Origin of the sequence: Microbacterium sp. NPDC028030 (assembly GCF_040637855.1) — a bacterium.
Classification (GTDB): domain Bacteria; phylum Actinomycetota; class Actinomycetes; order Actinomycetales; family Microbacteriaceae; genus Microbacterium.
Genome location: NZ_JBEZXF010000001.1, coordinates 197,055 through 222,751 on the forward strand (window position 1 = coordinate 197,055; position 25,697 = coordinate 222,751).

Consider the following 25,697-nt stretch of genomic DNA (forward strand, 5'->3'; position numbering starts at 1 on the left):
ATCATCTACATCGCGCTGACTCTCGCGCTGTTCGCCCTCGTGTCCCTGGTCGCCAAGGCGGTGGACCGCGCATGATCGTCTTCGAGATCCTCGCGGCCGTCCTCGGCGTCGCCGCCATCGTCTACCTCGTGGTGGCCCTCGTCGCCCCGGAGCGGTTCTGATGGACGCGACGATCTGGTTCGGCGTCCTGCAGGTCGCGGCCGTCGTGGTCGTGCTCGTGCTCCTCTACCGCCCGCTCGGCGACTACATCGCGCACGTCTACACCTCGGCGCGCGACCTGCGAGCGGAGCGCGGCATCTACCGGATCATCGGGGTCGACTCGTCGTCCGAGCAGACCTGGCGCGCGTATGCCCGCAGCGTGCTGGCGTTCTCGGTGGTCGGGGTGCTCCTCGTCTACGGGCTGCAGCGCCTCCAGGCGTTCCTGCCGCAGTCGCTCGGACTCCCCGCGGTGCCGGAGGGGCTCGCCTTCAACACGGCAGCCTCGTTCGTGGCGAACACGAATTGGCAGTCGTACTCGCCGGAGCAGACGATGGGCTACACCGTGCAGCTCGCGGGCCTCACGGTGCAGAACTTCGTGTCGGCAGCCGTGGGCCTCGCGATCGCGATCGCGCTGATCCGCGGACTCGCGCGCCGAGGCTCGACGACCATCGGCAACTTCTGGGTCGACCTGATCCGCGGCCTCGGGCGCATCCTGCTTCCGATCGCCCTGATCGGCGCGGTCGCACTGCTCGCGGGCGGCGTCATCCAGAACTTCGCGGGACTCACCGATGTCACCACGGTGTCCGGCGCACCCCAGAGCATCCCGGGTGGGCCCGTCGCCTCGCAGGAGGCGATCAAGCTGCTCGGCACGAACGGGGGCGGGTTCTTCAACGCCAACTCCGCGCACCCGTTCGAGAACCCGACCGGCTTCACGAACCTGCTCGAGGTGCTGCTGATCCTCGTGATCCCGTTCTCCCTCCCGCGCACCTTCGGCCGCATGGTCGGCGACCACCGTCAGGGCTACGCGATCGCGGCGGTCATGGGCGCGATCTTCCTCGTCTCGACCTTCGCCCTCTCGGCGCTCGAACTCGCCGGCCGCGGCAGCGCACCCGAACTCGCCGGGGCCGCGATGGAGGGCAAGGAGGTGCGCTTCGGCATCCTCGGCTCCACGCTCTTCGGCAGCGCGACCACGCTCACCTCGACCGGTGCGGTCAACTCGATGCACGACTCGTACACGGCCCTGGGCGGCATGATGCCGATGTTGAACATGATGCTCGGCGAGGTCGCCCCCGGTGGTGTCGGATCGGGCCTCTACGGCATGCTCGTGCTCGCGATCATCGCGGTGTTCGTCGGCGGATTGCTGGTCGGACGCACCCCGGAGTACCTCGGCAAGCGGATCGGACCGCGGGAGATCACCCTCGCCAGCCTGTACATCCTCGTGGTCCCCGCGCTCGTCCTCGGCGGCACCGCCCTGAGCTTCGCGATCCCCGGCATCCGAGAAGACGTGGAGTCGACCAGCATCCTCAACCCCGGCGTGCACGGCATGAGCGAGGTGCTCTACGCCTTCACCTCGGCCGCGAACAACAACGGCTCCGCCTTCGCCGGACTCACCGCGAACACCCCGTGGTTCAACACCGCGCTCGGCATCGCGATGCTGCTGGGGCGCTTCCTGCCGATCGTTCTCGTGCTCGCCCTCGCCGGCTCGTTCGCCGCCCAGGAGCGGGTGCCCGCCACCTCGGGAACCCTGCCGACGCATCGCCCGCAGTTCGTCGGGCTGCTCCTCACCGTGACGGTCGTCGTGACCGCTCTCACCTACTTCCCCGTGCTCGCGCTGGGACCCCTCGCCGAAGGACTCGTCTGACCATGACTCTCATCACCACCCCCTCCGAACGGCAGGATGCTCCGGCACCCGCCGCCGTGCAGCCGTCGCGCTCCTTCGGCTGGTCGCAGCTCGTGCAGGCACTCCCCGGCGCGCTCCGCAAGCTCAACCCCGCAGCCCTCGTCCGCAACCCGGTCATGCTCCTCGTATGGGTCGGCGCCGCGTTCACCACCGTGCTCGCGATCGCCGAGCCCTTCCTCGGCGGCCCCGCCGACTCCGGCGGCACGCCGGTTCCCGCTCCCTTCACGGTGGGCATCGCCGTGTGGCTCTGGCTCACGGTGCTGTTCGCGAACGTGGCCGAGTCGGTCGCCGAGGGACGCGGCAAGGCCCAGGCGGCGAGCCTGCGCAAGACCCGCACGAGCACCATGGCCCGCCGCGTGGTTGGCTACGACCCGTCAGCGGATGCCGCCGCAGAGCACGCCGCGACCGCGCAGGTGTCGTCGGCCGAGCTGCAGCGCGACGACGTCGTGATCGTCACGGCGGGCGAGCTGATCCCCGGCGACGGAGACATCATCGCGGGCATCGCGACCGTCGACGAGTCGGCCATCACGGGCGAGAGCGCTCCGGTGATCCGCGAGTCCGGCGGCGACCGCAGCGCGGTGACCGGCGGCACCCGCGTGCTGTCCGACCGCATCGTGGTGCGCATCACCTCGAAGCCGGGCGAGACCTTCGTCGACCGGATGATCGCCCTGGTCGAAGGTGCGAGCCGCCAGCGCACCCCCAACGAGATCGCCCTGAACATCCTGCTCGCCAGTCTGTCGATCGTCTTCCTGGTGGTAGTACTCGCCCTCAACCCGATCGCGTCGTACGCCGCGTCGCCGGTCAGCATCCCGGTGCTCATCGCCCTGCTCGTGTGCCTGATCCCGACCACCATCGGGGCCCTCCTCTCGGCGATCGGCATCGCGGGAATGGACAGGCTCGTGCAGCGCAACGTGCTGGCGATGTCGGGGCGCGCGGTCGAGGCCGCAGGAGACGTCACCACACTGCTCCTCGACAAGACGGGCACCATCACGCACGGCAACCGCCGCGCGCACGAGGTGCTGCCCCTCTCGGGCGTCGACGAGGAAGAGCTGCTCCGGGTCGCTGCCCTGTCGTCGCTCGCCGACCCCACGCCGGAGGGCGCCTCGATCGTCGAACTCGCCGAGGCCCGCGGCATCCGGGTGACGGCACCCGCCGACGCCGTGGTCGTCCCCTTCACGGCGCAGACCCGCATGTCGGGGCTCGACCTGGCCGACGGCACGCAGATCCGCAAGGGTGCAGGCTCCGCGGTGCGGGCGTGGCTCGGACTCGACAGCGACGACGAGCTCGCCGCCTCGACCGACGGCGTGGCCGCGAGCGGTGGCACACCCCTCGTCGTCGCGGTGCGCGCATCCGCCGCCGCGTCCGCCGCGTCCGTCACCGCATCCGCATCCGTCCCTGCACACCTGTCGGGCGAAGGCACGGATGTCGGGCCGGGCCGCGGCGAGTCGTCCGACATCCGTGCGAACTCCCGACAAGCGTCCGGCGAACCAGGGTCCGACGCCCGGATCCTCGGCGTCGTGCACCTCAAGGACATCGTGAAGGAGGGACTGCGCGAGCGGTTCGATGAGCTGCGCAACATGGGCATCCGCACGGTCATGATCACGGGCGACAACCCCCTGACCGCGAAGGCCATCGCCGCGGAGGCCGGCGTCGACGACTTCCTCGCCGAAGCCACACCGGAGGACAAGCTCGAACTCATCCGCCGCGAACAGCAGGGCGGCCGCCTGGTCGCGATGACCGGCGACGGCACGAACGACGCCCCCGCACTCGCCCAGGCGGATGTCGGCGTCGCGATGAACACCGGCACCTCGGCGGCGAAGGAGGCCGGCAACATGGTCGACCTCGACTCGGACCCGACCAAGCTGATCGACATCGTGCGCATCGGCAAGCAGCTGCTCATCACCCGCGGAGCGCTCACCACGTTCTCGCTCGCGAACGACATCGCCAAATACTTCGCCATCATCCCGGCGATGTTCATGGGGGTCTTCCCCGGGCTCGCGGCCCTCAACATCATGCAGCTGCACTCCCCGGCCTCCGCCGTCACCAGCGCGATCATCTTCAACGCGATCGTGATCGTGTTCCTGATCCCCCTGGCCCTGCGCGGGGTGAAGTACCGCCCAGCGAGCGCCTCCCAGATCCTGCAGCGCAACCTGCTGGTCTACGGACTCGGCGGCATCATCGCGCCGTTCCTCGGCATCAAGCTCATCGACCTCGTGGTCAGTCTCATCCCGGGCTTCTGACCCTGCTCCGACCACGCACCTCAGGAAAGGCACCTCATGTCCTCCACCCGCACCACCCTCCGCACCACCGGGGTCGCCGTCCGCGCGATGATCGTCCTCACCCTCGTGCTCGGAGTCGGGTACACACTCCTGGTCACCGGGATCGGCCAGGTGCTGCTCCCGGGGCAGGCGAACGGGTCGCTGCTCCCCGACGACGAGGGCAGCGCGCTCATCGGCCAGCCCTTCACGGATGCCGATGGCGAGGCCCTGCCGCAGTACTTCCAGTCGCGCCCGTCGGCGGCCGGCGACGGCTATGACGGAGCCTCGTCCGGCGGCAGCAACCTCGGGCCGGAGAACCCCGACCTGGTGGCCGCCATCGAGGAGCGCACGGCGGCCATCGCGGAGCGCGAAGGCGTCGACCCGTCGCAGGTGCCGGCCGATGCGGTGACGGCTTCCGGTTCGGGGCTCGACCCGCACATCAGCGTCGAGTACGCGCTGCTGCAGGTCCCGCGCGTCGCCGAGGCCCGTGGGCTCCCGACGCAGCAGGTGCGGGAGCTCGTGGAGTCTAGGATTCAAGGGCGGGATCTGGGATTCCTCGGTGCGGAGCGCCTCAACGTCGCCGAACTCAACCTCGCGCTCGACGACCGGGAGGGCGAATGACCGGAGAACCACTCCGTCGATCCTCCGTGCGCCGCGGTCGGCTCCGGGTGCTGCTCGGCGCCGCGCCCGGCGTCGGCAAGACGTACGAGATGCTCGCGGAGGGGCGGCGCATGCTCGACGAGGGCCACGACGTGGTGATCGCGATCGTCGAGACCCACGAGCGCGCGGCGACCAGGGCCCAGACCATCGGCATCCCCGAGGTGCCGCGCCGCGTCGATCTCCACCGCGGGATCACCCTGACCGAGCTCGACATCGACGCCGTGCTCGACCGCGCGCCCGAGATCGCCCTCGTCGACGAGCTCGCGCACACGAACGCCCCCGGCTCGCGCAACGCGAAGCGCTGGCAGGACGTCGACGAGCTGCTGGACGCGGGCATCGACGTGGTCACGACGGTCAACGTGCAGCACATCGAGTCGCTGAACGCGGTGGTCGAGAAGATCACGGGCGTCGCGCAGCAGGAGACGATCCCTGATGCCGTCGTCCGCGCCGCCGACGAGATCGAGGTCGTCGACCTCGCCCCGCAGACGCTGCGGGACCGGCTGTCGGCCGGACTCGTGTACCCGGCGGAGCGCATCGACGCCGCGCTGTCGAACTACTTCCGCCTCGGCAACCTCACCGCCCTGCGCGAGCTGGCCCTCCTCTGGCTCGCCGACGAGGTCGACAGCGCGCTGCGCAGCTACCGCGCCGAGCAGGGCATCGAGGGTGCGTGGCAGGCCAGGGAGCGCGTGGTCGTCGCCCTGACGGGCGGCCCTGAGGGGGAGACGCTGATCCGTCGCGGCGCTCGGATCGCCGCCCGTTCGGCCGGCGGCGAGCTGCTCGCGGTGCACATCACCGCGCAGGACGGCCTGCGCGACGAGACACCAGGCGCCCTCGCGGCGCAGCGCACGCTCGTGGAGTCGCTCGGCGGCTCGTACCACCAGGTCGTCGGCGACGACATCCCCGGCGCGCTCGTCGAGTTCGCCCAGGGCGCCGATGCCACGCAGCTCGTGATCGGCGTCAGCAGGCGCGGTCGTCTCACGGCGGCGCTCACCGGTCCTGGCATCGGATCGGAGGTCATCCGGCGCTCGGGCGACATCGACGTGCACATCGTCACGCATGCGGCGGCGGGCGGACGCATCGCCCTGCCGCGCATCACGGGCGGGGCCCTCGGCTGGCGGCGGCAGGCGCTCGGCTTCGGAGTGGCCCTGGTGGTCGGCCCCCTGCTGTCGTGGATCATGTTCACGTTCCGCAGCCCCGAGTCGATCACGGCCGAAGTGCTCGCGTATCAGCTGCTCGTGGTCGTCGTCGCCCTCATCGGGGGCATCCGTCCGGCGGTGTTCGCCGCCGTGCTCTCGGGCGTCACGCTCGACTTCCTGTTCGTCGCACCGCTGTTCACCATCACGATCGCGCATCCGCTGCACGTGCTCGCCCTCGCGCTCTACGTCGTGATCGCGATCCTGGTGAGCATCATCGTCGACCAGGCCGCCCGGCGCGCTCGCACCGCGCAACGCGCCGCCGCGGAAGCCGAGCTGCTCGCCGCCGTCGCCGGCAACGTGCTGCGCGGCGACAACGCGGTCCTCGCCCTGGTCAGTCGCACGCGCGAGGCGTTCGGCCTGAGCGGCGTGCGTCTGCTCTCGCCCGACGGTGAAGTGCTCGCGAGCGATGGGGAGCCCGTGGCCGACGGACGGGCGACCACGATCCCGGTCGGCATCCGGCCCGGGGGCGGCCCCCGCGCGGTGCTCGAGTTGAACGGCGACCCGCTGGCCGGGCCCGAACGGCGTCTGCTCGACGCGATCGTGGCGCAGCTGTCGGCGGCGATCGAGCACACCGACCTCCGGGCGACCGCGCGTGAGGCCGAGTCCCTCGCCGAGACCGACCAGGTGCGGAGCGCTCTGCTGTCCGCCGTCAGCCACGACCTCCGCCGCCCGCTCGCTTCGGCTGTCGCGGCGATCGGCGGTCTCCGCGGCGCGCACCGACTCTCGGCCGCCGACCGCGACGAGCTGCTGGCCACGGCGGACGAGAGCCTCGCGACGCTGTCGACGCTGGTGACCGATCTGCTCGATGTGAGTCGCGTGCAGGCGGGCGTGCTCGCCGTCTCGGCCTCTCGGATGGATGCCGCAGGCACCGTGCTCGCTGCGGTCGACGAACTGGGCCTCGGACCGTCCGATGTGGAGCTCGCGCTCGACCCCGACCTCCCTCCCGTGTTCGCCGACCCCGTGCTGCTCCAACGCGTGATCGTCAATGTGCTCGCGAACGCTCACCGCCATGCTCCGGACGGCGCCAAGGTCATCGTCTCGACGAGCGCGCTCCTCGATCACGCCGAGATCCGCATCATCGACCGGGGCGACGGCGTGTCCCCCGAGCGACGCGACCGCATCTTCCAGCCGTTCCAGCGCTTCGGCGACACCGACAACACGACCGGCCTCGGTCTCGGGCTCGCCCTGTCGCGCGGGTTCACCGAGGGCATGGGCGGTACCCTGACACCCGAGGACACCCCCGGCGGGGGCCTCACCATGGTCATCTCCCTGCCTCTTGCCGCAGGACCCCGCGACACGGAAGGCTCGGAGTGAAGCTCCTCATCGCCGACGACGACCCGCAGATGGTGCGAGCGTTGAGGATCACCCTCGCCGCACACGGCTACGACGTGGTCGTCGCTCCGGATGGCGCGGCCGCGATCGCGGCTGCCGCGCAGACCCACCCCGACCTCATCATGCTCGACCTGGGTATGCCGCGCCTCGACGGCATCGAGGTCATCCAGGCTCTGCGCGGCTGGACGAACGTGCCGATCATCGTGGTGTCGGGTCGCACCGGCTCCGCCGACAAGGTGGAGGCGCTCGACGCCGGCGCGGACGACTTCGTGACCAAGCCGTTCCAGGTCGACGAACTCCTCGCCCGCCTGCGCGCCCTGTCGCGCCGGTCCATGCCGGTGGGTGGGGAGTCGACCGTGTCGTTCGGCGATGTCGTGGTGGACCTCGCCACCAAGACCGTGACCAGGGCTGGCGCACGCGTGCACCTGACCCCGACGGAATGGCGGATGCTGGAGCACCTGTCCCGGCACCCCGGGGCCCTCGTCACCCGTCAGGATCTGCTCAAGGAGATCTGGGGCAGCGAGCAGGTCTCCGACTCCGGCTACCTGCGTCTGTACATGTCGCAGCTGCGGAAGAAGCTCGAGCACGAGCCCGGTGCCCCGGTGCATCTGCTCACCGAGGCGGGGATGGGCTACCGCCTGGTGCTCTAGCGTCCGAGCGGCGCCGTGCGCGCTGCCGGGGCTTCACGCCGACGACGGAGCACGGCGACGATTCCCACGACGACGAGCAGGACGGCGACGATGATCGCCGTCACCGCGGTCGGCGTGCTCTCGGGCTCTCCCGTCAGCCGACCGACCGCGAGCCAGCTCAGACCCCACGCGGTCGCGAGGGCCGGGGCGATGCGTCCGGTGAACCAGGCCGCTGCCCCTCCGATCACGAGCACCACGACCAGGACGGCCACGGCCCACGCGTCGGCCGCCTCGGCCCAGTCCTCTGGCGCGATCTGCGTGAGCCACGCGGCGGTGTTCGCCACGGTCGCGATCGTCACCCAGCCGAAATGCAGGCCGTTCGCGCCGTCGGTGAGCACACGGTCGGCGAGGTTGCGGGCGGGGAATCGATCGAGGATGACGATGATCCGCGCGAGCACGGCCAGGAGCGCCGCGATCACGAGCACCGTCAGCCAGAGGGTGAGGTACCGCGCCGTGACCAACCACAGTCCGTTGAGCACCATCGAGGCGGCGATCCATCCGCCCACAGCCTGCTGGCGATCGTCCTGCCGTTGCGCGGGAAGCGCCTGCCACACGGTGTACGCGATCAGGCCGAAGTAGATCAGCGACCAGATCGAGAACGCGGGCCCGGCCGGCGCCAGGTAGGAGCCCTGAGCCGAGAGCGCGCCATCCTGCAGATCGTCGACGGATGCTCCGCCGAAAGCGCCCGCGCCCACCGCGGCCGCGATCAGCATGAACGACGCCGCGGCGATGATCAGCGACTGGCGGACGATGCCTCTGCTGCGTGATTCCATGCCCCGACCGTAGGCAGCCTCATCCTCGGACGCACCCGCCTTGACAGCGCTCCACGGTTTCGCTAACCAGGTTAGCCATGTTCGACACTCTGCCGGCACGGATGTCGGACGGATGGACACCTGTCGGACGACACGCCGCCTCGACGCCCGACATCCGTCCGAACCCCCGACATCCGTGCAGGGAGACGGCGCGGGGGCGCGGGCGGAGGGAGCGCGCGGGGGGGCGGGGGCCGGCGCGGGCGGGGTGGGGTCAGGGGCGGGCGAACGCCGCGTCGATCAGCACCTCGGCGGCTTCGCGCGCCTGCACGGCGACCGCAGGATCGGACGAGATCGCCGCGGTGCTCTGGGCGCCCTCCGCGAGGATGGAGAGCTGGGCCGCGAGCGCCGCCGGGGCCCCGGTCGCGGCGACGAGTCCTGCCATGTACTCCTGGAACGACGCCTTGTGCGCGCGGACGATCCCGGCGACCTCGGGGTTCGTGCCGCCGAGTTCACCGAAGGCGTTGATGAAGGCGCAGCCGCGGAAGTCATCGGCACAGAACCAGTCCTCGAGGTAGCCGTAGACGGCGAGGAGACGCGTCCGCGGATCGTCGCCCGCGTCGGTCACAGCACCCGCGAGTCCGGACTCCCACTCGACGTGCTTGCGCGCGAGGACGGCCGCGACGATGTCGGTCTTAGCCGGGAACAGCGCATACAGACGACGCAGCGACACGCCGGCCGCCGAGCGCAGCTCGTCCATGCCCACGGCCGCGTACCCCTTGCGGTAATACAGCTCCTCCGCGGCGGAGAGAATGCGCTCACGTGCCTCGTCTTCGGTCATACCCAGAAGTCTACTTGACATGAGAACGCACGTTCTCTATGTTGGTCATATCGAGCGAGAACGATCGTTCTCACCGGAACCGAAAGGACCAGGATCATGGGTTACATCACCGTCGGAAACGAGAACAGCACCCCGATCGAGCTCTACTACGAAGACCAGGGTGCCGGCCAGCCCGTCGTCCTGATCCACGGCTATCCGCTCGACGGTCACAGCTGGGAGCGTCAGACCCGCGAGCTCCTCGCCCAGGGCTACCGCGTCATCACGTACGACCGCCGCGGTTTCGGGCAGTCCTCCAAGGTGGCGTCCGGCTACGACTACGACACGTTCGCGGCCGACCTGAACACCGTGCTCGAGACCCTCGACCTGCGTGACGTCGTGCTGGTCGGCTTCTCGATGGGCACGGGCGAACTGGCACGCTACGTCGCCCGCTACGGACACGACCGGGTGGCCAAGCTCGCCTTCCTCGCCTCACTCGAGCCCTTCCTCGTGCAGCGCGACGACAACCCCGAGGGCGTGCCGCAGGAGGTCTTCGACGGGATCGAGGCCGCCGCGAAGGGCGACCGCTTCGCGTGGTTCACCGACTTCTACAAGAACTTCTACAACCTCGACGAGACCCTGGGCTCCCGCATCAGCGAAGAGGCCGTGCAGGGCAGCTGGAACGTCGCGGTCGGCAGCGCGCCGGTGGCCGCCTACGCCGTGGTCCCCGCCTGGATCGAGGACTTCCGCGGCGATGTCGATGCCGTCCGTGCCGCCGGCAAGCCGACCCTGATCCTGCACGGGACGAAGGACAACATCCTGCCGATCGACGCCACCGCGCGCCGCTTCCACCAGGCCGTCCCCGATGCCGAGTATGTCGAGGTCGAGGGCGCCCCGCACGGGTTGCTGTGGACTCACGCCGACGAGGTCAACGCGGCACTGAAGTCCTTCCTCGCGAAGTAACCCCTCCGGCCGCCACCGGAACGGAGACGACCCGGCATCCGGGCGGCGCGTCCACACAGGGCACGCCGACGGATGCTCGGGTCGTCTCCGTTTCGGCAGCCGCTCGGGGAGGGCGGGTCAGCCGCGCATGGCGACGCCGCGGCGCCAATAGCCCATGAAGGCCACCTGCCCGCGGTCGATGCCGAGGTCCTTGACAAGGTGCCGGCGCAGCGTGGTGACGACGCCGCTCTCCCCCGCGATCCAGAAGTACCGCTCCGCCGGGGCCTCCCGCGTGGCGATGTCCTCCCCGAGGCCGGAGTAGTCCGGCGTCTCCCACAGCAGGTCCTCACCGTCGATGTCCGTCACGCTGATCGCATCCGTCGCATCGGCGTCCCCGAGGTATCCGAGCACTGCGGGGATCAAGCGCAGACCGTGCGGCTCTCCCGCATCGCGCGGCAGCCAGTGCACCTCCACCCCGACGGGTGCGTCGATGCGCAGGACGTCGGCCGGAGACGGCACCTCGATGAACGCCACTCCGCGGACGTCCCGTGGCGCGTCCTCCAGAATCCGCGCGATCGCCGGAGCGGCCGTCTCGTCGCCGGCCAGCACGACCGAATCGGCGGCACCCGGGGCGTACTCCGCTCCGCCGTGCGCATCGACGTCGACGCCACGACGCGGTCCCACGACGTACAGCTCCTGGCCGACGCCGGCCTGGCTCGCCCACAGCGACGCGGGTCCTGTCAGGCCAGGCTCGAGGTGCAGGACGAAGTCGACGTCGACCTCGGTTCCGCCGTCCGCATCGACCCGCAGCTCGCGCACCGAGTACGTGCGCATCGACCCGCGCTCGGCCTCCGGGACGGCGAGGTACGCCTGCCACCAGCTGTCCGAGTCCCGGTCGATCTCGGGGAGGATGCCGGATGCCGGCGGGAAGACCAGCTTGATGCGGCTGTCGAACACCTCGCCGGGCGTGCCGAACTCGAACAGCTCTTCACCGCCGAAGGTGACCCGCACGAACGACGGCGAGACGCGGGCGACGGCTCGCACCTCGGCGCGGGTGAGGATGTAGGTCGGGCGCTCGGTCGTGGTGGTCTCAGCGGACATGATGCCTCCCGATGGGTGTGACCATCGGCTTGCCGGAGACCGGATCGATGGTGATCTGATTGGCGAGGCCGAAGACCTCTTCGACGAGCTCGGCGGTGACGACGTCTTGCGGAGCGCCCGTCGCGTGCACCCGACCGTCCTTCATGGCCACCAGCTCATCGGCGTAGCGCGCCGCCAGGTTGAGGTCGTGCAGCACCATGACGATGGTCGTGCCGCGTGAGACGCTCAGGTCGGTGAGCAGGTCGAGCACCTCGACCTGGTGCGCGACGTCGAGGAACGTGGTCGGCTCGTCCAGCAGCAGGATGTCGGTCTCCTGCGCGAGCGCCATCGCGATCCACACGCGCTGGCGCTGTCCGCCCGAGAGCTCGTCCACGCTGCGGTCGGCGAGCTCGGTGATGCCGGTCGCATCGAGGGCGTCGGCGACCACTTCGTAGTCGTGGGTGCTCCACCGGGCGAGCATCTTCTGGTGCGGGTGCCGACCGCGGCCCACCAGATCCGCCACCGCGATGCCCTCGGGTGCGACCGGAGACTGCGGCAGCAGGCCGAGCACCCGCGCGACCTCCTTGGTCGGCCGCGCGTGCACGGACTTGCCGTCGAGCACGATCTGCCCTGCGGTCGGAGAGAGCAGGCGCGCGAGCGAGCGGAGCAGGGTCGACTTGCCGCAACCGTTCGCGCCCACGATGGTGGTGATCCTGCCGGGGGCGATCTGCAGGTCGAGGCCGTCGATGATGGTGCGGTCGCCGTAGGCGAGCGTCACCCCGTCGGCCGAAAGGCTGTGCGACACGGTCATAGCGAACCCCCGGAGCGGTTGGTGCGGATGAGCAGGTAGATCAGGTACGGCGCGCCGACCACGCCGGTGATGACGCCGACCGGATAGCGGGTGCCGAAGACGAACTGGCCGATCAGGTCTCCGCCGAGCACGAGGACGGCTCCGACGAAGGCCGACGGCAGCAGCAGGTTCGCTCCCGGCCCTGTGATACGGGCGGCGATGGGTCCGGCCATGAACGCGACGAACGCGATGGGGCCGGTGGCTGCCGTCGCGAAGGCGAGCAGGGCGACGGCGCCGAGGATGAGCAGCAGGCGCGTGGTGTTGACGCGGACCCCGAGTCCTGCGGCGGAGTCGTCGCCGAGCTGGAGGGCACCGAGCGCACGGCCCTGCGACAGCATCAACGGCACGATGATCGCCGCGGCGATCGCCATCGGCAGCACCCGCTCCCACGACGCGTTGTTGAGGCTTCCGGTCAGCCACTGCATCGCGGTCTGGATGTCCCAGTTCGCCGCCCGCGACAGCATGTACGAGATGACGCTCTGCAGCATCGCGGCGACGCCGATGCCGATCAGGATCAGGCGCGTGCCCGCGAAGCCGCCCTTGATCGAGAGCAGGTAGATCGCGAGAGCCGTGACGACGGCACCGCCGAGGGCGAGCAGCGAGACGAGCGGACCGTTGAGCGACAGCACCACGATGCCGAACACCGCAGCAGCCCCGGCGCCGTTGGAGATGCCGATGATGTCGGGGGATGCGAGCGGGTTGCGCAGCATCGTCTGGAAGCAGACGCCGGCCATGCCGAACCCGATCCCGGTCAGGACCGCGAGCACCGCGCGCGGCAGCCGCAGGTCGCCGACGGTGAAGGAGGCTCCGGGAACGGTCTCGCCGAGGAGCACGCGGATGACCTCATCGAGCGAATAGAACGTGTTGCCCACCATGAGGGCGACCGTGAAGAGCACGAGCAGCAGCACCCCGAGCACGATCGTCGCGATCGCGTGCCGGCGGTGGCGCGAGCGACGGCCGGCGACGATGCGGGCGATGCGGGCGGATGCCGGCTCGTCGACGCGGTCGAGGGTGTGCTCGGTGTGCTCGGTCGTGCTCACAGCTCACGCACCTTCTGACGGCGGACGATCCAGATGAAGAACGGGGCGCCGATGATGGCCGTGATGATGCCGACCTGGATCTCCTCCGACGACGGGGCGATAACCCGGCCGACGATGTCGCTCGCGGTCAGCAGCGCGGCGCCGGCGATGGCCGAGAACGGCAGCAGCCAGCGGTGGTCCGTGCCGACGAGCATCCGGCACATGTGCGGGACGATGAGGCCGACGAAGCCGATGGGTCCGGCGATCGCTGTCGCCGCGCCGGCGAGGATCACCGCGCCGAGCGCAGAGACCATGCGCGTGCGGAACACGTGCTCACCGAGACCCTTGGCCATGTCGTCGCCGAGGGCGAGGGAGTTCATGCCGCGCGCGCTGAGGAAGCAGATCAGGGCTCCGATGGCCAGCACGGGTGCAGTGAGGGCGATGCGCGGCCACTCCGCCCCGCCGACGCCGCCGATCTGCCAGGACTGGAACGTCTGGAGCAGGTCGACGCGGGGCAGCATGACCGCGCTGATGAGCGAGGCGAAGGCGGCCGACGTGGCTGCTCCGGCCAGAGCGAGCTTGAGCGGGGTCGCGCCACCGCGACCGAGCGAGCCGACCGCGTACACGAAGACGGCGGCGATCCCGGCTCCGGCGATCGCGAACGCCATCTGTCCATAGGGGTTGCTGAGCCCGAAGAACGCGATGCCGCACACGACGGCGAGCGAAGCCCCGTTCGAGACGCCGAGGATGCCGGGGTCGGCGATCGGATTGCGCGTCACAGCCTGCATGGTCGCACCCGCCAGCGCGAGCGCCGCCCCGACGAGGAGCGCGAGCACGGTGCGAGGGATGCGCTTGACGATCGCGGCCTGGGCGATCGTGTCGGTGTGGCCGCCGAGAGCCGCGACGATGTCGTCGAAGGAGACCGCACGCACGCCGAAGGAGATCGACAGGACGCTGAGGATGACCAGCACCGCGACCCCGATGAGCAGCCAGAGGGTGCGCACCAGCACCGGGCGTCGCAGGTCTGCGGCGCCCGGTGCTGGTGCGATGACGGTTGCTGAGGTCACGGGGGATTCACTCCGCCGATGCGGATCGAACGATTACTTCGACAGCGGCGCGGCCAGCATCGCGAGGTAGTCGGTGAGTCCCCACGGGATCGACAGCGGCGAGGGGTTCGCGGATGCGGCGATCGGCGTCGCGTTCGGGAGGATCGCGATGCGTCCCTCGGCGATCGCCGGGATCTTCGACAGCAGCGGGTCCGCCTGCAGCTGCGGGATCAGCGAGTCATCACCGTAGGTGACGAACACGTCGACGTCTTCGAACTTCGCCACTTCCTCGGCGCTGATCGTCAGGTCGAACTTGTCGGTGTCCGCCGTGTCCTCCACGAGCGACGGGTAGGGCAGCCCCAGGTTGTCGTGCAGGTATCCGGGGCGGGTGTCCGTCGCCGTGTAGTAGCCGATCTGGCTCAGGTCGGTCGGGTCGAGGTAGGCGAACAGGACCTTCTTGTCCTTCAGGATGCTGTTCTCCTCGAGGGCGGCCTCCGCGTCTGCGTGCAGCTCCTCGATCAGTGCTTCACCCTCATCCTCGAGACCCAGTGCCTTCGAGTTCATCTCGATCATGTCGTCGACCGAGGTGCCCCAGGCGACCTCGGGGTAGGCGACGACCGGCGCGATCTTGGAGAGGGTGTCGTACTCCTCCTGCGTCAGGCCGGAGTACGCGGCGAGGATCACATCGGGCTCCGTGTCGGCGACCGCCTCGTAATCGATGCCGTCGGTCTCGTCGAAGAGCACCGGGGTCTCGGCGCCGAGTTCGTCGAGCTTCTCCTCGACCCAGGGCAGCACGCCGTTGTCGTCGTCGTCGCCCCACGTCGCCTTGCTCATGCCGACGGGCACGATGCCCAGGGCCAGGGGCACCTCGTGGTTCGCCCAGGCGATCGTCGCGACGCGCTCAGGCTTCGCCGAGATGGTCGTCTCGCCGTAGGCGTGCTCGACCGTGACGGGGAACGCGTCGTCCGATGCCGGGTTGCCACCGGTCTCCGCCGTCGACTGCGGTGCGGAGGAGGCGCAGGCGGAGAGGCCGACGGCGAGCGCGGCGGCTGCGCCGATGGCGAGGATTCGAGAGATGCGCACAGGCGTTCCCTTCGGGTTTCGGGGTGGGTGTCGGCGCGAGAGCCGCGCCCAGCCTTTGGTAAGCCTGGCCTAATCTAACACGGAGGTTAGGTCCGCCTCACTTCGAGTCCGTCTCCGAGGTACGAAAAAACCGGCCGGATCCGTGAGGATCCGGCCGGCTTCAGGAAGTCAGCGCGCGCTCAGAGAGCGCGGATGTTCGCCGCCTGCATGCCCTTGGGGCCACGCTCAGCGTCGAATTCGACCTTCTGGTTCTCGCGGAGCTCCTTGAAACCGGAGCCGGCGATAGCCGAGTAGTGGGCGAAGAGGTCGTCCGAGCCGTCATCGGGAGCGATGAAGCCGAAGCCCTTTTCCGCGTTGAACCATTTCACAGTGCCAGTGGCCATGTGTTTTCTACTTTCTGTTGACTTGGCCGTTCGCACGGCCTGCGCCGAGTCGGAACATCCGACACGCGCGCTCTGTCACGCTACCACGGCGGGCTGAGCAGAAGCACCGAACGCCGGACTCCTCTGCAGGAGCGCGGCTTCGGTGCGCGTGCTCACGCCGAGCTTTCTCAGCACCGCCGAGACGTGAACGCTCACGGTCTTGACGCTGATGAACAGACGCTCGCCGATCTGCCGGTTGCTCAGACCTTCGGCGATGAGTTCGAGCACCTGCTGCTCGCGGGCCGTGAGAGCCTCGCCGCCCTGCACGGATTCCGCAGCCGCCCGCGGAGCGAGTCCCGCGACGGCGGCGAATCGGGCGACGGCGGTCTGCAACTGCGCGTGCCCCAGCGCCTCGGCGATGTCGGCGGCGACGGCGAGCTCCGTCGAGGCCGACGACCGGTCGCCGTCCCGCACCAGCAGTCGTGCGCGCTCAAGCCGCAGGACGACCCGGAGGGTGACCGGCACGTCGTCTCCCTCGGCCCGGCGCACCGCGGCATCGACCGCATCGTGACGCGGGTCGAGCAGCGCGTCGAGGATCGTCGACCAGGCATCGTCTTGCAGTTCCGACGGCTGCGAGAGCCAGGCCCCGCGGATGGCGTCCGACGCCTCCCCGACGTCGACGCCCTCTGCGCGCAGCTCGGCGACGATCGCGGCGCCCTCCAGCAGCAGTCGACGCTGATGGAGCAGCGCAGGGCGGTCGTCGTGCAACATCCCGAGGATCGTGTCGAGCGCGCCGCGGAGGTCTCCCTCGCTCTCGGCGACCGCGACCGTCATCATGACGCGGTCGTACCAGATCTGCCGCTCCGAGACCCCCGTCTCCTCGAACGCCGGAAGCCAGTCCCGCAGCATCTCGGCCGCTTCTGCCGATCGGCCACGCCAGGCCAGCACCCGTACGCGCGTCATGCTCATATACATGCGGAACACGCGCAGAGTCCCCTGCACGAAGTCGCGCGCCAGCATCTCCTCCACCCGCTCGATCTCGCCGAGCTCGAGCAACGGCACGACCATGTTCTGCGCCATGATCGAGCCAGAGGTGCGCTCGACCCGGAGTTCGCGCGCGCGCCGAAGCCCCTCTTCTGCCACCTCCACCGCCTCGCGGTAGCGGCCGAGGAGTGTGAGCAGGTCGGAGTAGTTCACGCGGTACCGCATCTCGGCATTCGACCCCGCAGCGAGCGCTCTGGCACGTTCGTACTCGCGTACGCCGGCCTCGACCTCGCCCAGGTGCGCCAGCGAGCCGCCGCGCACGTTCGCCGCGATCGACAGCTGATCGGTGGACTCCGCGCCTGCGGCCCCACGCTCGGCCTCATCGGCGAGCCGGATCGCCTCCTCGCGGTCGCCCGCGATCATGCGACGGCTGGCGAGCTGGTTGAGCAGCTCGGCGCGGAAGACGTCATCGTGGACGTGCTCCTCTGCGATCGCCAGGGCCTCCTGCAGCAGCGGGATGGCTCCGAGCCGGCCGAGGTTGACGAGATAGAGCGCCTTGTTGCGCAGCAGCCGCGCATGCAGACGCGGATCGACAGTCGCGGGATCGACCTCAGCGAGGGCCACGTTCGCCACGGCCAGCGCGCGTTCGCCGTCGCCCGCATTGCGCAGGACCGAGCCCAGGACGAGGAGCAGGTCGAGGCGCTCGACCTGGGCGGCCACGGCCGCATCGGGCACCAGCGGCCACAGCTCCAGCACGAGCTCGCCGAAGCGGGCGGCGCTGGCGAACGCGTACTGCGCCTTGGCGTGGCGCATGGCGTCTGCCGCGGCGACGAGCGCCTTCCGGTCGTCTTGCGCGAGCTGCCAGTGGTAGGCGAGCGCCGCGGCGTCACCGTTCTCGGAGCCCGCGCCGTGCGCCTCGAGGGTCTCGGCATACGAGCGATGCAGTCGCGCCCGCTCCCCCGGAAGCAGGTCGTCGTGCACGGCCTCGCGCAGGAGGGCGTGCCGGAAGCGGTAGTCGTCGTCGACCACGACCAGGATGCCGCTGCGCGTCGCCTCCCGGATCGCCTCGTCGAGCCGCTGCTCCGGGAGGTCGACCAGGCGCGTGATCAGGGGATGCGACAGCGGGCGCTCGGCTCCCGACACGACCTGCACGACGTGGCGGGCGTCATCGCCGAGCCGGTCGAACCGGGCGAGCAGCAGATCGCGAAGGCCGTCGGGCAACGGGCCGTTCGAGCACCCGGCGATCTCCTCGATGAAGAAGGGCACGCCCTCGGCGCGCTCCTGCATGCGCCCCAACGCCGCCTCGCTGAGCGGACGGCCCGTGATCTGCTCGGCCAGCTCCCGCACGGCGCGCTCGTCCAGTCGGCCCAGGGTCAGACGCTCGAGCAGCCGGGCCCTCGTCGACTCGCCGATGAACCGGCTCACCGCGTCCCCGCGGCGCACATCGTCGGTGCGGCAGGTGATGAGCAGCAGGATGCGCCCCCGGCCGAGCGCCCGCAGCAGGAAGGAGAGGATGGCGAGCGTCGACTCGTCCGCCCAGTGCAGGTCTTCGACGACGAGCACCTGGGGCGCGCGCTCGGCCGCCGCCTCGATGAGCGAGGCGATCGCGTCGCGGAGCCGCTCCGGACTCGTGCGGTCGCGGTCTGCGGGGGCGTCGACCAGTTCGGGCAGCAGCATCCCGAGCGCCTCGGCGCCGACGCCGACCGACTCGCGCACCCGTTCGACCCCCATGCGGGCCACGATCGAACGGAGGATGCCCGTGAGCGGACCGTACGGCGTGCGAGCGGACCCCAGGTCGAGGCACCAGCCGGCGTGCACGTCGGCGGTCTGCTCGATGCCCGCCGCGAACTCCCGCACCAGCCGCGACTTGCCGATCCCGGCCTCGCCTTCGACCAGGAGCGCCGCCGGTACGCCGTCGCGCACGCCGTCGAACAACCGGCGCACCTCGACGAGCTCGGCCGCGCGGCCGACCATCTCGGCGCTCGGAGCGGAAGGAGGCATGGATTCATCGTCCCACTCCCGACCGACATTCGGGCCGGGGCGCCGGCCGGGTTCCGCGAAGGCCTCGCTCACCGTGCGGGCGCCGCCGTCTCGCAGACCTTCGTCGAACGTGCGGTCGCCGTGCGGGAGCGGTCGACGCCGAGCACGCGGTCGAGCATCCGACGCACCGCTCCCGCCGGACGCGGCACGATCTGGTCGGCGTGCTCGATGAGGAAGCGCCGCTGCGCGGCGGCGCGCTCCATCTGCTCCTGCTCGAACTGGGTGATCTGATGAGTGAGGTACGGGTGCTCGTACATGGGGTTCTCCTCGACGGTTCGCTGTATCCCTACACTCCGCTCTGAGGTACCCCGCCGACATCGGACGGTCTCCCTATCTTCGGGAAGCGGCCGACTAGGGATGCCGCGGGCTAGCGGGCCGACGGCGCCTGGCGCAGGAGGGTCGGACGCGCCGACGGCCGGGACTGCGTCGGCGTCAGGATCGCCAGCACCCGCACCAGGGTCAACATCCACAGCAGCCCGAGTCCGACGATCACGGCTTCGACGGCCGTGACCGAGTACAGCCCGAACGGGATCCACAGGAGGAGGGCGACCACCACCAGCATTCCGACGCCGATCGAGGTGATCAGCAGGGCGCGGGGCGGCCCGGGTATCGCGATCACAGTGGCGGCGGCCGCAGCGGCGAAGAGGACGAGTGTCGCGAAAGCGGCGATGTCGTGCGGCACGGGCACCCTGTGCAACGGCAGCAGTCCGACGGCGGCCAGGGCGATCCCGCAGGCGGCCCAGAGGGCGACGACCCCGGCGATGCGCGCTACCGCGGGATCGCCCAGCATCCGATGCAGGTCGCGTCCGATGTACGACCCGACGGTCGCGACCAGCAGACCGGCCACGACGAGCGTGCCGTTGAAGGCCCACGACCCGCCCAGCTGCGAGAAGTTCTGCTCCCACCAGGACGGATCGGCCGCCGTGACCATGGCGAAGAGCGTGCCGATCGTGAGGAAGCCGAACAGGAGCGCGGCGAGATCGGTCGTGCGCAGATCGATGCCCGCCCCGAATGCCGACCGACCGCCGACCGCCGCGGCGACACCGGTGAGCAGTCCCCCGCCGACCGCCCCGAGCCGCAGCCCCTGGAGCCCGGCCGCGAGCACCTCGGCGGTGAGCAGCACCCCCATCACGGTGACCGCCCCGAAGGCCACCGTCAGCGCGATCGCGGAGAGGTCAGACACCACGGCCTGCCAGCGCGGCATCGGCGCCGTCTCGCCGCGACGGTGCATGAGCGTGCTCGTGAGGAATGCGGCAGCCGCGACGACACCGGCGATCGCAGCGGCCGGCATCGCCAGCGACCCCTCGCCGGTGAGCGGCCGCGGGTCACCCCGCAGGAGCAGGACGCCCGCGGCCGCACCGACGACGAAGCAGAACGCCGTCGCCCACACGGCCCTGGTCTCGCCGCGCAACCGCTCGTCCCGCTCCATCTGCTCATGCAAGCACGAGCAGGGGACACCCGAAAGCCCGGGCGTCAGGCGTCGACGTCACCGCGCCAGGCGCCGGTCTCGACCCCGCGGCCCTCGATGAACTCCTTGAAGTTCTGCAGGTCCTTCTTCACGGCATGCGAGCCCGCGCCCACCAGCGACCCGAGCTTCTCGAGCAGGCCTTCGGGCTCCCAGTCGAGCTGCACCGTGACCCGGGTGTTCGTGTCGTCGAGGGTGTGGAAGGTCACCACTCCCGCGTGCTCCGTCTCGCCGCCGACGCTGTTCCACGCGACCCGCTCGTCGGGGTGCTGCTCGGTGATCTCGGCGTCGAACTCTCGCGTCGCTCCGCCGACCTTCACCTTCCAGTGCGTATGCGTGTCGTCGATCTGCGTGATCGACTCGACCTCGTCGAGGAACTTCGGGAAGCTCTCGAACTGCGTCCACTGGTTGTACGCCGTGCGGACGGGAACGTGGACGTCGATGGTCTCGATGATCTGCACCATGGGATGCTCCTCACTGTTCGTCGTTCGTGTGTTCTCATTCAGCCGGTGATCGCGAGGATCGGCGACGGGGTTGACATCCGCCGCCGATCCCGCGACCCTCGTCAGCTGCCAGACATCCGACCGAACGTCGCGTCGATGTCGGCCATCTCCATCTCGGCGGTGGCTTCGATGAGGGCCTGCAGCTCGGCGTCCGCGCCGGGAGAGAACTCCTCAGGGCGCTCGGGGGCGATCGTCGACGGCACCCCTTCCGGCGCCTGCTCGTCGGCCACCAGCTCGGTGCCGTCGCCGGATGGCGACATCCCCTGGAAGATGCGCCCCGCCTCCGACCTGTCGTCGAGGTCGAAGGAGTACTGCTTGCTCTGCAGACCCAGATCGAGCAGCCGCTTGACCTCAGGGAAGCTCTCGGCGTTGGTCTTCGGGATGGGCAGGCTGGTGCGCCAGTTCACCCCGAGGGTCTCGAGCGCCTTCGCGTAGGCGTTCTCGTGCGCCTGATCCCGCACGATCAGGTAGGAGATCGTCGAGCGCGCGGTCTTGTTCGCCGTCATCTCATACAGCCGGCACTTCTGCAGGCGTCCGGTGGATTCGAGCATCAGGTTGTAGAGCAGGTCGAGCACGAGGTTGCCGGAGTTGTAGACGTAACTGCCCATCCACGGATTCCCGGCCGCGTCGACCGGCAGCGCGCCCTGCGCCCCGACGAGGTAGTGATGGATGTTGCTGTGATCGAGGGCGATCTCCAGCGGCACGGCACCACCGGCACCAGGGGCGTCGACCGGGTCGCCCTTCTTCCCCTGATACGCCGGCGAGCCGTCGAGCAACCGCGAGATCGTGGTGCCGATGAGTTCGACGTGGCTGATCTCCTCCGTGCCGATGCCCTGGATGAGGTCGCGGTAGGGCTTGCCTGCGGGGCCGCGGAAGTTGATGCTCTGGAACAGGTACTGCATCATCGTCCGCATCTCGCCGAACTGGCCACCCAGTCCTTCCTGCAGGGCGTTGGCCGCCGCGGGATCCGGCTCGTCCGGCTCGATCTCGTTGATGAGCTGCTGCAGGTGGAAGTACATGTGAGGCTCCTCGCCGTCGGGGATGGACGGCCTACTCTGTGCCTTCGACGCCGATCGGCCACCCCGATGGACGCGTCCCCGACCGGCGCGTATCATGCGGCCGCCGCACGACTAGCGTTGAGGTCATGCGCATCCCCGCCGCGATCCGCGCTTCCAAGCGCTCCCCGCTGCTGCAGGTCGTGAAGTCGGCCGCAGCGACGATCGCGGCGTGGCTGATCGCCGGATGGGTGTTCCCCGCGCAGCTGCCGGTCTTCGCCGCGATCGCCGCCCTCCTCGTCGTGCAGCCCAGCGTGAACCAGTCGCTGTCGAAGGCGCTCGAACGCAGCATCGGGGTGATCGCGGGGGTGGTGATCGCCGTCGCGCTGGGACTGCTGCTCGGGTCGCCCAGCTGGATCGTGCTGCTCGCCATCGTGGTGGCCATGCTCGTGGCGTGGATCTTCCGCGCCTCCCCCGGCACCGGCAACCAGGTCGCGATCTCGGCGATGCTCGTGCTGGCGCTGGGCTCCTCCAGCCCGGAGTACGCGTTCGCGCGCATCGTGGAGACGCTGATCGGCGTGGTGATCGGCATCGTCGTGAACGCCCTGATCGTCCCGCCCGTCCTGGTCGCGCCCGCCCGTCGCGATGTCGGCCTGCTCGGTCGGGAGCTCGCGGCGAGCCTGGATCGGCTGGCGGTCGCGCTGCCCGAACCGCAGACACCCGCGAAGCTGCAGGAGCTGATGCTGGAGGTGCGCCTGCTGCGCCCGATGAAGGACGCCGCTGACGCCTCCATCGCGGCGGGGGAGGAATCGCTCACCCTGAACCCGCGGCGCTCGACCCACCGCGCGGAACTGCGGGAGCTGCGGGAGCTGCTCGAGCGCCTGTCGCCCATCGTGACCCAGACGATCGGCATGACCAGGGCGTACTTCGACCACTATGACGACACCCTCGGCGACGAGCCCGTCGTATCGGCCATCGCGGAGCAGTTGCGCAGGGCCGGCCACGACGTGCGGTTGGCCGTGCAGGTCGCGGAGGCCTCCCCCGAGCCGGACACCCTGACCTCGACCATCCCCGCGCTCACGGCGCCGCTCGTGGTGCGGCCGCCCTCGTCGCAGCACTGGATCCTGATCGGCTCGCTCCTGGAAGACCTCCGCCGCATCCGGGGCGAGCTGCTGGACGAGGACTGAGTCCGCGTACCCTGAGAGCATGTCCGAGATGACCGTGCCCGAGGCTCTGGGCGAGCTCGCGGCCCTGGAAGACCCGAAGATGCGCGCCGCCAACGAGAAGCGCGGCGACGACCACGGCATCAATCTCAGCCGGATGCGCGCATTGGCGAAACGCATCAAGACCGACCAGCCCCTCGCGCAGGAACTGTGGGCGACGGGGGAGACACCGGCGCGGCTGTTGGCCTTGTTGGTCTGCCGCCCGCGCGATTTCACCGCCGACGAGCTCGACGCCATGCTGCGCGACACCCGGCCGCCGAAGGTGAACGACTGGTTCGTGAACTACGTCGTCAAGAAGTCGCCGCTGGCCGAGGAGCTCCGGCTGCGATGGTTCGACGACTCCGACCCAACGGTGGCCGCCGCCGCCTGGTCACTCACCACGGTGCGGGTGATGAAGGACGCGGATGGCCTCGACCTGCCGCACCTCCTCGACCTGATCGAGCGCGACATGAAGGACGCTCCGAGTCGTCTGCAGTGGGCGATGAACGAGACCCTCGCGAACATCGGCATCTTCCATCCTGAGCACCGTGCGAGGGCGTTGGAGATCGGCGAACGCCTGCAGGTCCTCGCCGACTACCCGACCGCTCCCGGCTGCACCTCCCCGTTCGCTCCGCTGTGGATCGGCGAGATCGTGCGTCGTCGCGAGGGCTGAGCGCTCCTCCCGCGGTCGCGCTGCGGAGGTGATCCGCGGTTCGGAGGGCCGTATCCGCGATTCACACCTCCGAACCGCGGATCCCCTCCCCACGACAGGTGTCTCAGCGCGACCCCACGACCTCGGACGCCGCAGACCCGACGCCGGCGGACACGAACTGCGCCCACGTGGAGCCTGTACGCACCGCGGTCTCGTCGGCGAGGTTGTCGCCCGCGCGATAGGCACGACCCACCGCACCGGGGATGCGCATCGACAGGAGCCTGTGGCTGCGCCCGCGGGCACGGTCGAACGTCCGCACGAGATCCCCGATCTCCTGCACCTCGGGGCCGGCCAGGTCGGGTACGCGTCCGGCGGGTGCGCCCAGTGTCACCGCCGCGAGCCGCTCGGCGACCGCCTCCACCCCGACCGGCTCGAACCGCAGCCCCTGTGGCGCCAGACGCATCCGAGGCAGCGCCTTCACCATCGGCATCGCGAAGTCGTGCAGTTGCGCGACGCGGAGCACCGTCCACGGGATGCCCGACTCCTCGAACGCGCGTTCCGCCGCAGACTTCATCCGGAAGTATCCGATCGGCATGCTGCCCGCGCCGACGACCGAGATCAGCACGATGTGGCGGACGCCGGCGCGGCGCGCGGCCTCGACGAGGTTCCGCGCCGCGACGTCGTCGCCCTTCGCGCCGCCGGCGAGGTGCAGCACCGTCTCGACGTCCTCGAGCGCGGCGTCGAGCCCGGTCCCCTTCACGGTGTCGCCCTCGACATGGGTGATGCCCGGCTCCGCCGCTCGCGGATGCCGGGTCAGGATGCGGACGTCGCGGCCCGCAGCGCGTAGCAGCGGCACGGTGTGGCGTCCGATGTTGCCGGTGCCTCCGGTGACGAGAATGGGAGTGCTCATGATGGTCTGCCTTTCGTGTCTCGCGCGGCCTGTCACATCTCGGCCGTCGCATCCGTCGAGATCATGACGAGCGACGACGAGGAGATGTGACATGGACGACGAAGAACTCGCACGACGGTTCGAGCAAACCCGGCCACGGCTGCGGGCGATCGCGACCAGGATGCTCGGTTCGAGCGCCGACGCCGACGACGCGGTGCAGGAGACCTGGCTGCGGCTGGCGCGAACGGATCCTGCCGGGATCGACAACTTCGACGCGTGGTGCACGACCGTCGTCTCGCGCATCAGCCTCGACCTGCTCCGCGCCCCGCGATCGACGCGCGAGCACTCCTGGAACGTCGAGCCCTGGCGCGACGAGCCCGTCGATCCCGCACCGGACCTCGCCGACATGGTCGACCGTTCCGACAGGGTCAACGTGGCGCTGCTCGTGGTCCTGGACACGCTGTCACCCACCGAGCGGATCGCGTTCGTGCTGCACGACGTGTTCGGTCAGCCCTTCGACGAGGTGGCTGCCGCCCTCGACAGGTCGCCCGACGCCGCCAGGCAGCTGGCCTCCCGCGCGCGTCGCCGCCTGCGCGAGGCATCCGTGCCTGCCCGCGCCGACCGCCGCCGCGGACGCACACTGGTGGACGCGTGGCTCGCGGCAGCGCAGGAGGGCGACCTGACGACGCTCCTCGGTCTGCTCCATGAGGACGCGACTCTGCACGCCGACTACGGCACCAGCGCTCAGACCCTTCACGGCGCGGAGCAGATCGGCGCGCAGGCCGTGCTCGCCGCCCGCCTCGCGGCGCACTCGACACCCGTGCTGATCGACGGCCGTCCGGGAGTGGCCGCCATGTTCGGCGAGCGTCTCGTGTCGCTCATGAGCTTCGAGGTCGAAGATGGGCGGATCGCGGCGCTGCACGTCCTCGCCGATCCCGCACGCCTGTCGACGATCGCACTCCCGTGAGCGCGCGTCGTCTCCGTCTCACCGGCTGGCTACGCTGA

At 70.2% G+C, this 25,697-nt stretch carries 24 protein-coding genes; 10 read left to right on the forward strand and 14 right to left on the reverse strand.

The features are described from left to right. Window positions 1-71 precede the first annotated feature (71 nt). Genes AB0E56_RS00860 through AB0E56_RS00885 form a run of 6 tightly spaced genes read left to right on the forward strand, consistent with a single transcriptional unit; the run spans window position 72 to window position 7,975 of the window. A complete protein-coding gene (locus tag AB0E56_RS00860) occupies window positions 72-161 on the forward strand; it encodes a potassium-transporting ATPase subunit F (protein ID WP_183151684.1) in 90 nt (29 codons plus the stop codon). Beyond that, window positions 161-1,840, forward strand: coding sequence for a potassium-transporting ATPase subunit KdpA (kdpA, locus tag AB0E56_RS00865; protein WP_359796228.1), 1,680 nt, complete (start codon window positions 161-163; stop codon window positions 1,838-1,840). Before AB0E56_RS00860 ends, kdpA begins: the two co-directional genes overlap by 1 nt. 2 nt (window positions 1,841-1,842) lie before the next feature. Next, entirely contained in the window at window positions 1,843-4,119 is a 2,277-nt protein-coding gene (kdpB, locus tag AB0E56_RS00870; protein ID WP_359796229.1) for a potassium-transporting ATPase subunit KdpB, read from the forward strand. A 36-nt stretch (window positions 4,120-4,155) separates the two neighbouring features. Then, window positions 4,156-4,758, forward strand: coding sequence for a potassium-transporting ATPase subunit KdpC (kdpC, locus tag AB0E56_RS00875; RefSeq protein WP_359796230.1), 603 nt, complete (start codon window positions 4,156-4,158; stop codon window positions 4,756-4,758). Window positions 4,759-4,784: 26 nt separating this feature from the next. After that, on the forward strand, window positions 4,785-7,307 hold the full coding sequence (locus AB0E56_RS00880; RefSeq protein ID WP_359798246.1) for an ATP-binding protein: 2,523 nt from the start codon (window positions 4,785-4,787) through the stop codon (window positions 7,305-7,307). Further along, complete coding sequence (locus AB0E56_RS00885; RefSeq protein WP_359796231.1) at window positions 7,304-7,975, forward strand: response regulator transcription factor; 672 nt, start codon at window positions 7,304-7,306, stop codon at window positions 7,973-7,975. The genes AB0E56_RS00880 and AB0E56_RS00885 overlap by 4 nt, the downstream gene beginning before the upstream one ends. Here the strand turns inward: AB0E56_RS00885 and AB0E56_RS00890 are convergent. Continuing rightward, window positions 7,972-8,787, reverse strand: a complete 816-nt coding sequence (locus AB0E56_RS00890) for a tryptophan-rich sensory protein (protein ID WP_359796232.1) — start codon at window positions 8,785-8,787, stop codon at window positions 7,972-7,974. The two genes, AB0E56_RS00885 and AB0E56_RS00890, sit on opposite strands and share 4 nt — an antisense overlap. 250 nt (window positions 8,788-9,037) lie before the next feature. Further along, window positions 9,038-9,604: a TetR/AcrR family transcriptional regulator gene (locus AB0E56_RS00895; RefSeq protein ID WP_359796233.1), complete on the reverse strand. Its 567-nt coding sequence runs from the start codon at window positions 9,602-9,604 to the stop codon at window positions 9,038-9,040. A gap of 96 nt (window positions 9,605-9,700) precedes the next feature. Here AB0E56_RS00895 and AB0E56_RS00900 point away from each other — a divergent pair, with 96 nt between their 5' ends. Continuing rightward, window positions 9,701-10,543 (forward strand): alpha/beta hydrolase, encoded by an 843-nt coding sequence (locus AB0E56_RS00900; RefSeq protein WP_359796234.1) that lies wholly within the window; start codon window positions 9,701-9,703, stop codon window positions 10,541-10,543. A gap of 117 nt (window positions 10,544-10,660) precedes the next feature. On the opposite strand, the gene AB0E56_RS00905 is transcribed toward AB0E56_RS00900, so the two are convergent. From AB0E56_RS00905 to AB0E56_RS00955, 11 genes are all read right to left on the reverse strand, one after another. Further along, complete coding sequence (locus AB0E56_RS00905; protein WP_359796235.1) at window positions 10,661-11,623, reverse strand: siderophore-interacting protein; 963 nt, start codon at window positions 11,621-11,623, stop codon at window positions 10,661-10,663. Beyond that, the gene (locus AB0E56_RS00910) at window positions 11,613-12,413 is read right to left on the reverse strand and encodes an ABC transporter ATP-binding protein (RefSeq protein WP_359796236.1); all 801 of its coding nucleotides are present in this window, start codon (window positions 12,411-12,413) and stop codon (window positions 11,613-11,615) included. The genes AB0E56_RS00905 and AB0E56_RS00910 overlap by 11 nt, the downstream gene beginning before the upstream one ends. Next, on the reverse strand, window positions 12,410-13,492 hold the full coding sequence (locus AB0E56_RS00915; protein ID WP_359796237.1) for an iron chelate uptake ABC transporter family permease subunit: 1,083 nt from the start codon (window positions 13,490-13,492) through the stop codon (window positions 12,410-12,412). The genes AB0E56_RS00910 and AB0E56_RS00915 overlap by 4 nt, the downstream gene beginning before the upstream one ends. After that, entirely contained in the window at window positions 13,489-14,538 is a 1,050-nt protein-coding gene (locus AB0E56_RS00920; RefSeq protein ID WP_359796238.1) for an iron ABC transporter permease, read from the reverse strand. Before AB0E56_RS00920 ends, AB0E56_RS00915 begins: the two co-directional genes overlap by 4 nt. Before the next feature lie 33 nt (window positions 14,539-14,571). After that, on the reverse strand, window positions 14,572-15,600 hold the full coding sequence (locus AB0E56_RS00925; protein WP_359796239.1) for an iron-siderophore ABC transporter substrate-binding protein: 1,029 nt from the start codon (window positions 15,598-15,600) through the stop codon (window positions 14,572-14,574). A gap of 179 nt (window positions 15,601-15,779) precedes the next feature. Further along, entirely contained in the window at window positions 15,780-15,983 is a 204-nt protein-coding gene (locus AB0E56_RS00930) for a cold-shock protein (RefSeq protein ID WP_017831237.1), read from the reverse strand. A gap of 75 nt (window positions 15,984-16,058) precedes the next feature. Next, window positions 16,059-18,947, reverse strand: a complete 2,889-nt coding sequence (locus tag AB0E56_RS00935; protein ID WP_359796240.1) for an AAA family ATPase — start codon at window positions 18,945-18,947, stop codon at window positions 16,059-16,061. 68 nt (window positions 18,948-19,015) lie between these two features. Then, complete coding sequence (locus tag AB0E56_RS00940; RefSeq protein ID WP_220173871.1) at window positions 19,016-19,243, reverse strand: hypothetical protein; 228 nt, start codon at window positions 19,241-19,243, stop codon at window positions 19,016-19,018. 110 nt (window positions 19,244-19,353) lie between these two features. Continuing rightward, window positions 19,354-20,415 carry a DUF998 domain-containing protein gene (locus tag AB0E56_RS00945; RefSeq protein WP_359796241.1) on the reverse strand — a complete coding sequence of 354 codons (1,062 nt, stop codon included), beginning with the start codon at window positions 20,413-20,415 and terminating at the stop codon, window positions 19,354-19,356. A 44-nt stretch (window positions 20,416-20,459) separates the two neighbouring features. After that, window positions 20,460-20,915, reverse strand: a complete 456-nt coding sequence (locus AB0E56_RS00950; RefSeq protein ID WP_183151669.1) for an SRPBCC family protein — start codon at window positions 20,913-20,915, stop codon at window positions 20,460-20,462. Between the two features lie 101 nt (window positions 20,916-21,016). After that, the gene (locus tag AB0E56_RS00955; protein ID WP_359796242.1) at window positions 21,017-21,973 is read right to left on the reverse strand and encodes a manganese catalase family protein; all 957 of its coding nucleotides are present in this window, start codon (window positions 21,971-21,973) and stop codon (window positions 21,017-21,019) included. A gap of 125 nt (window positions 21,974-22,098) precedes the next feature. On the opposite strand from AB0E56_RS00955, the gene AB0E56_RS00960 reads away from it, so the two are divergent. Continuing rightward, entirely contained in the window at window positions 22,099-23,136 is a 1,038-nt protein-coding gene (locus AB0E56_RS00960; protein WP_359796243.1) for an FUSC family protein, read from the forward strand. Window positions 23,137-23,155: 19 nt separating this feature from the next. Beyond that, complete coding sequence (locus AB0E56_RS00965; RefSeq protein WP_359796244.1) at window positions 23,156-23,824, forward strand: DNA alkylation repair protein; 669 nt, start codon at window positions 23,156-23,158, stop codon at window positions 23,822-23,824. Window positions 23,825-23,927: 103 nt separating this feature from the next. Here the strand turns inward: AB0E56_RS00965 and AB0E56_RS00970 are convergent, their stop codons facing one another. Further along, window positions 23,928-24,713 (reverse strand): NAD(P)H-binding protein, encoded by a 786-nt coding sequence (locus AB0E56_RS00970; protein ID WP_359796245.1) that lies wholly within the window; start codon window positions 24,711-24,713, stop codon window positions 23,928-23,930. A gap of 91 nt (window positions 24,714-24,804) precedes the next feature. Here AB0E56_RS00970 and AB0E56_RS00975 point away from each other — a divergent pair, with 91 nt between their 5' ends. Further along, window positions 24,805-25,659 (forward strand): sigma-70 family RNA polymerase sigma factor, encoded by an 855-nt coding sequence (locus AB0E56_RS00975; RefSeq protein ID WP_359796246.1) that lies wholly within the window; start codon window positions 24,805-24,807, stop codon window positions 25,657-25,659. Window positions 25,660-25,697 lie beyond the last annotated feature (38 nt).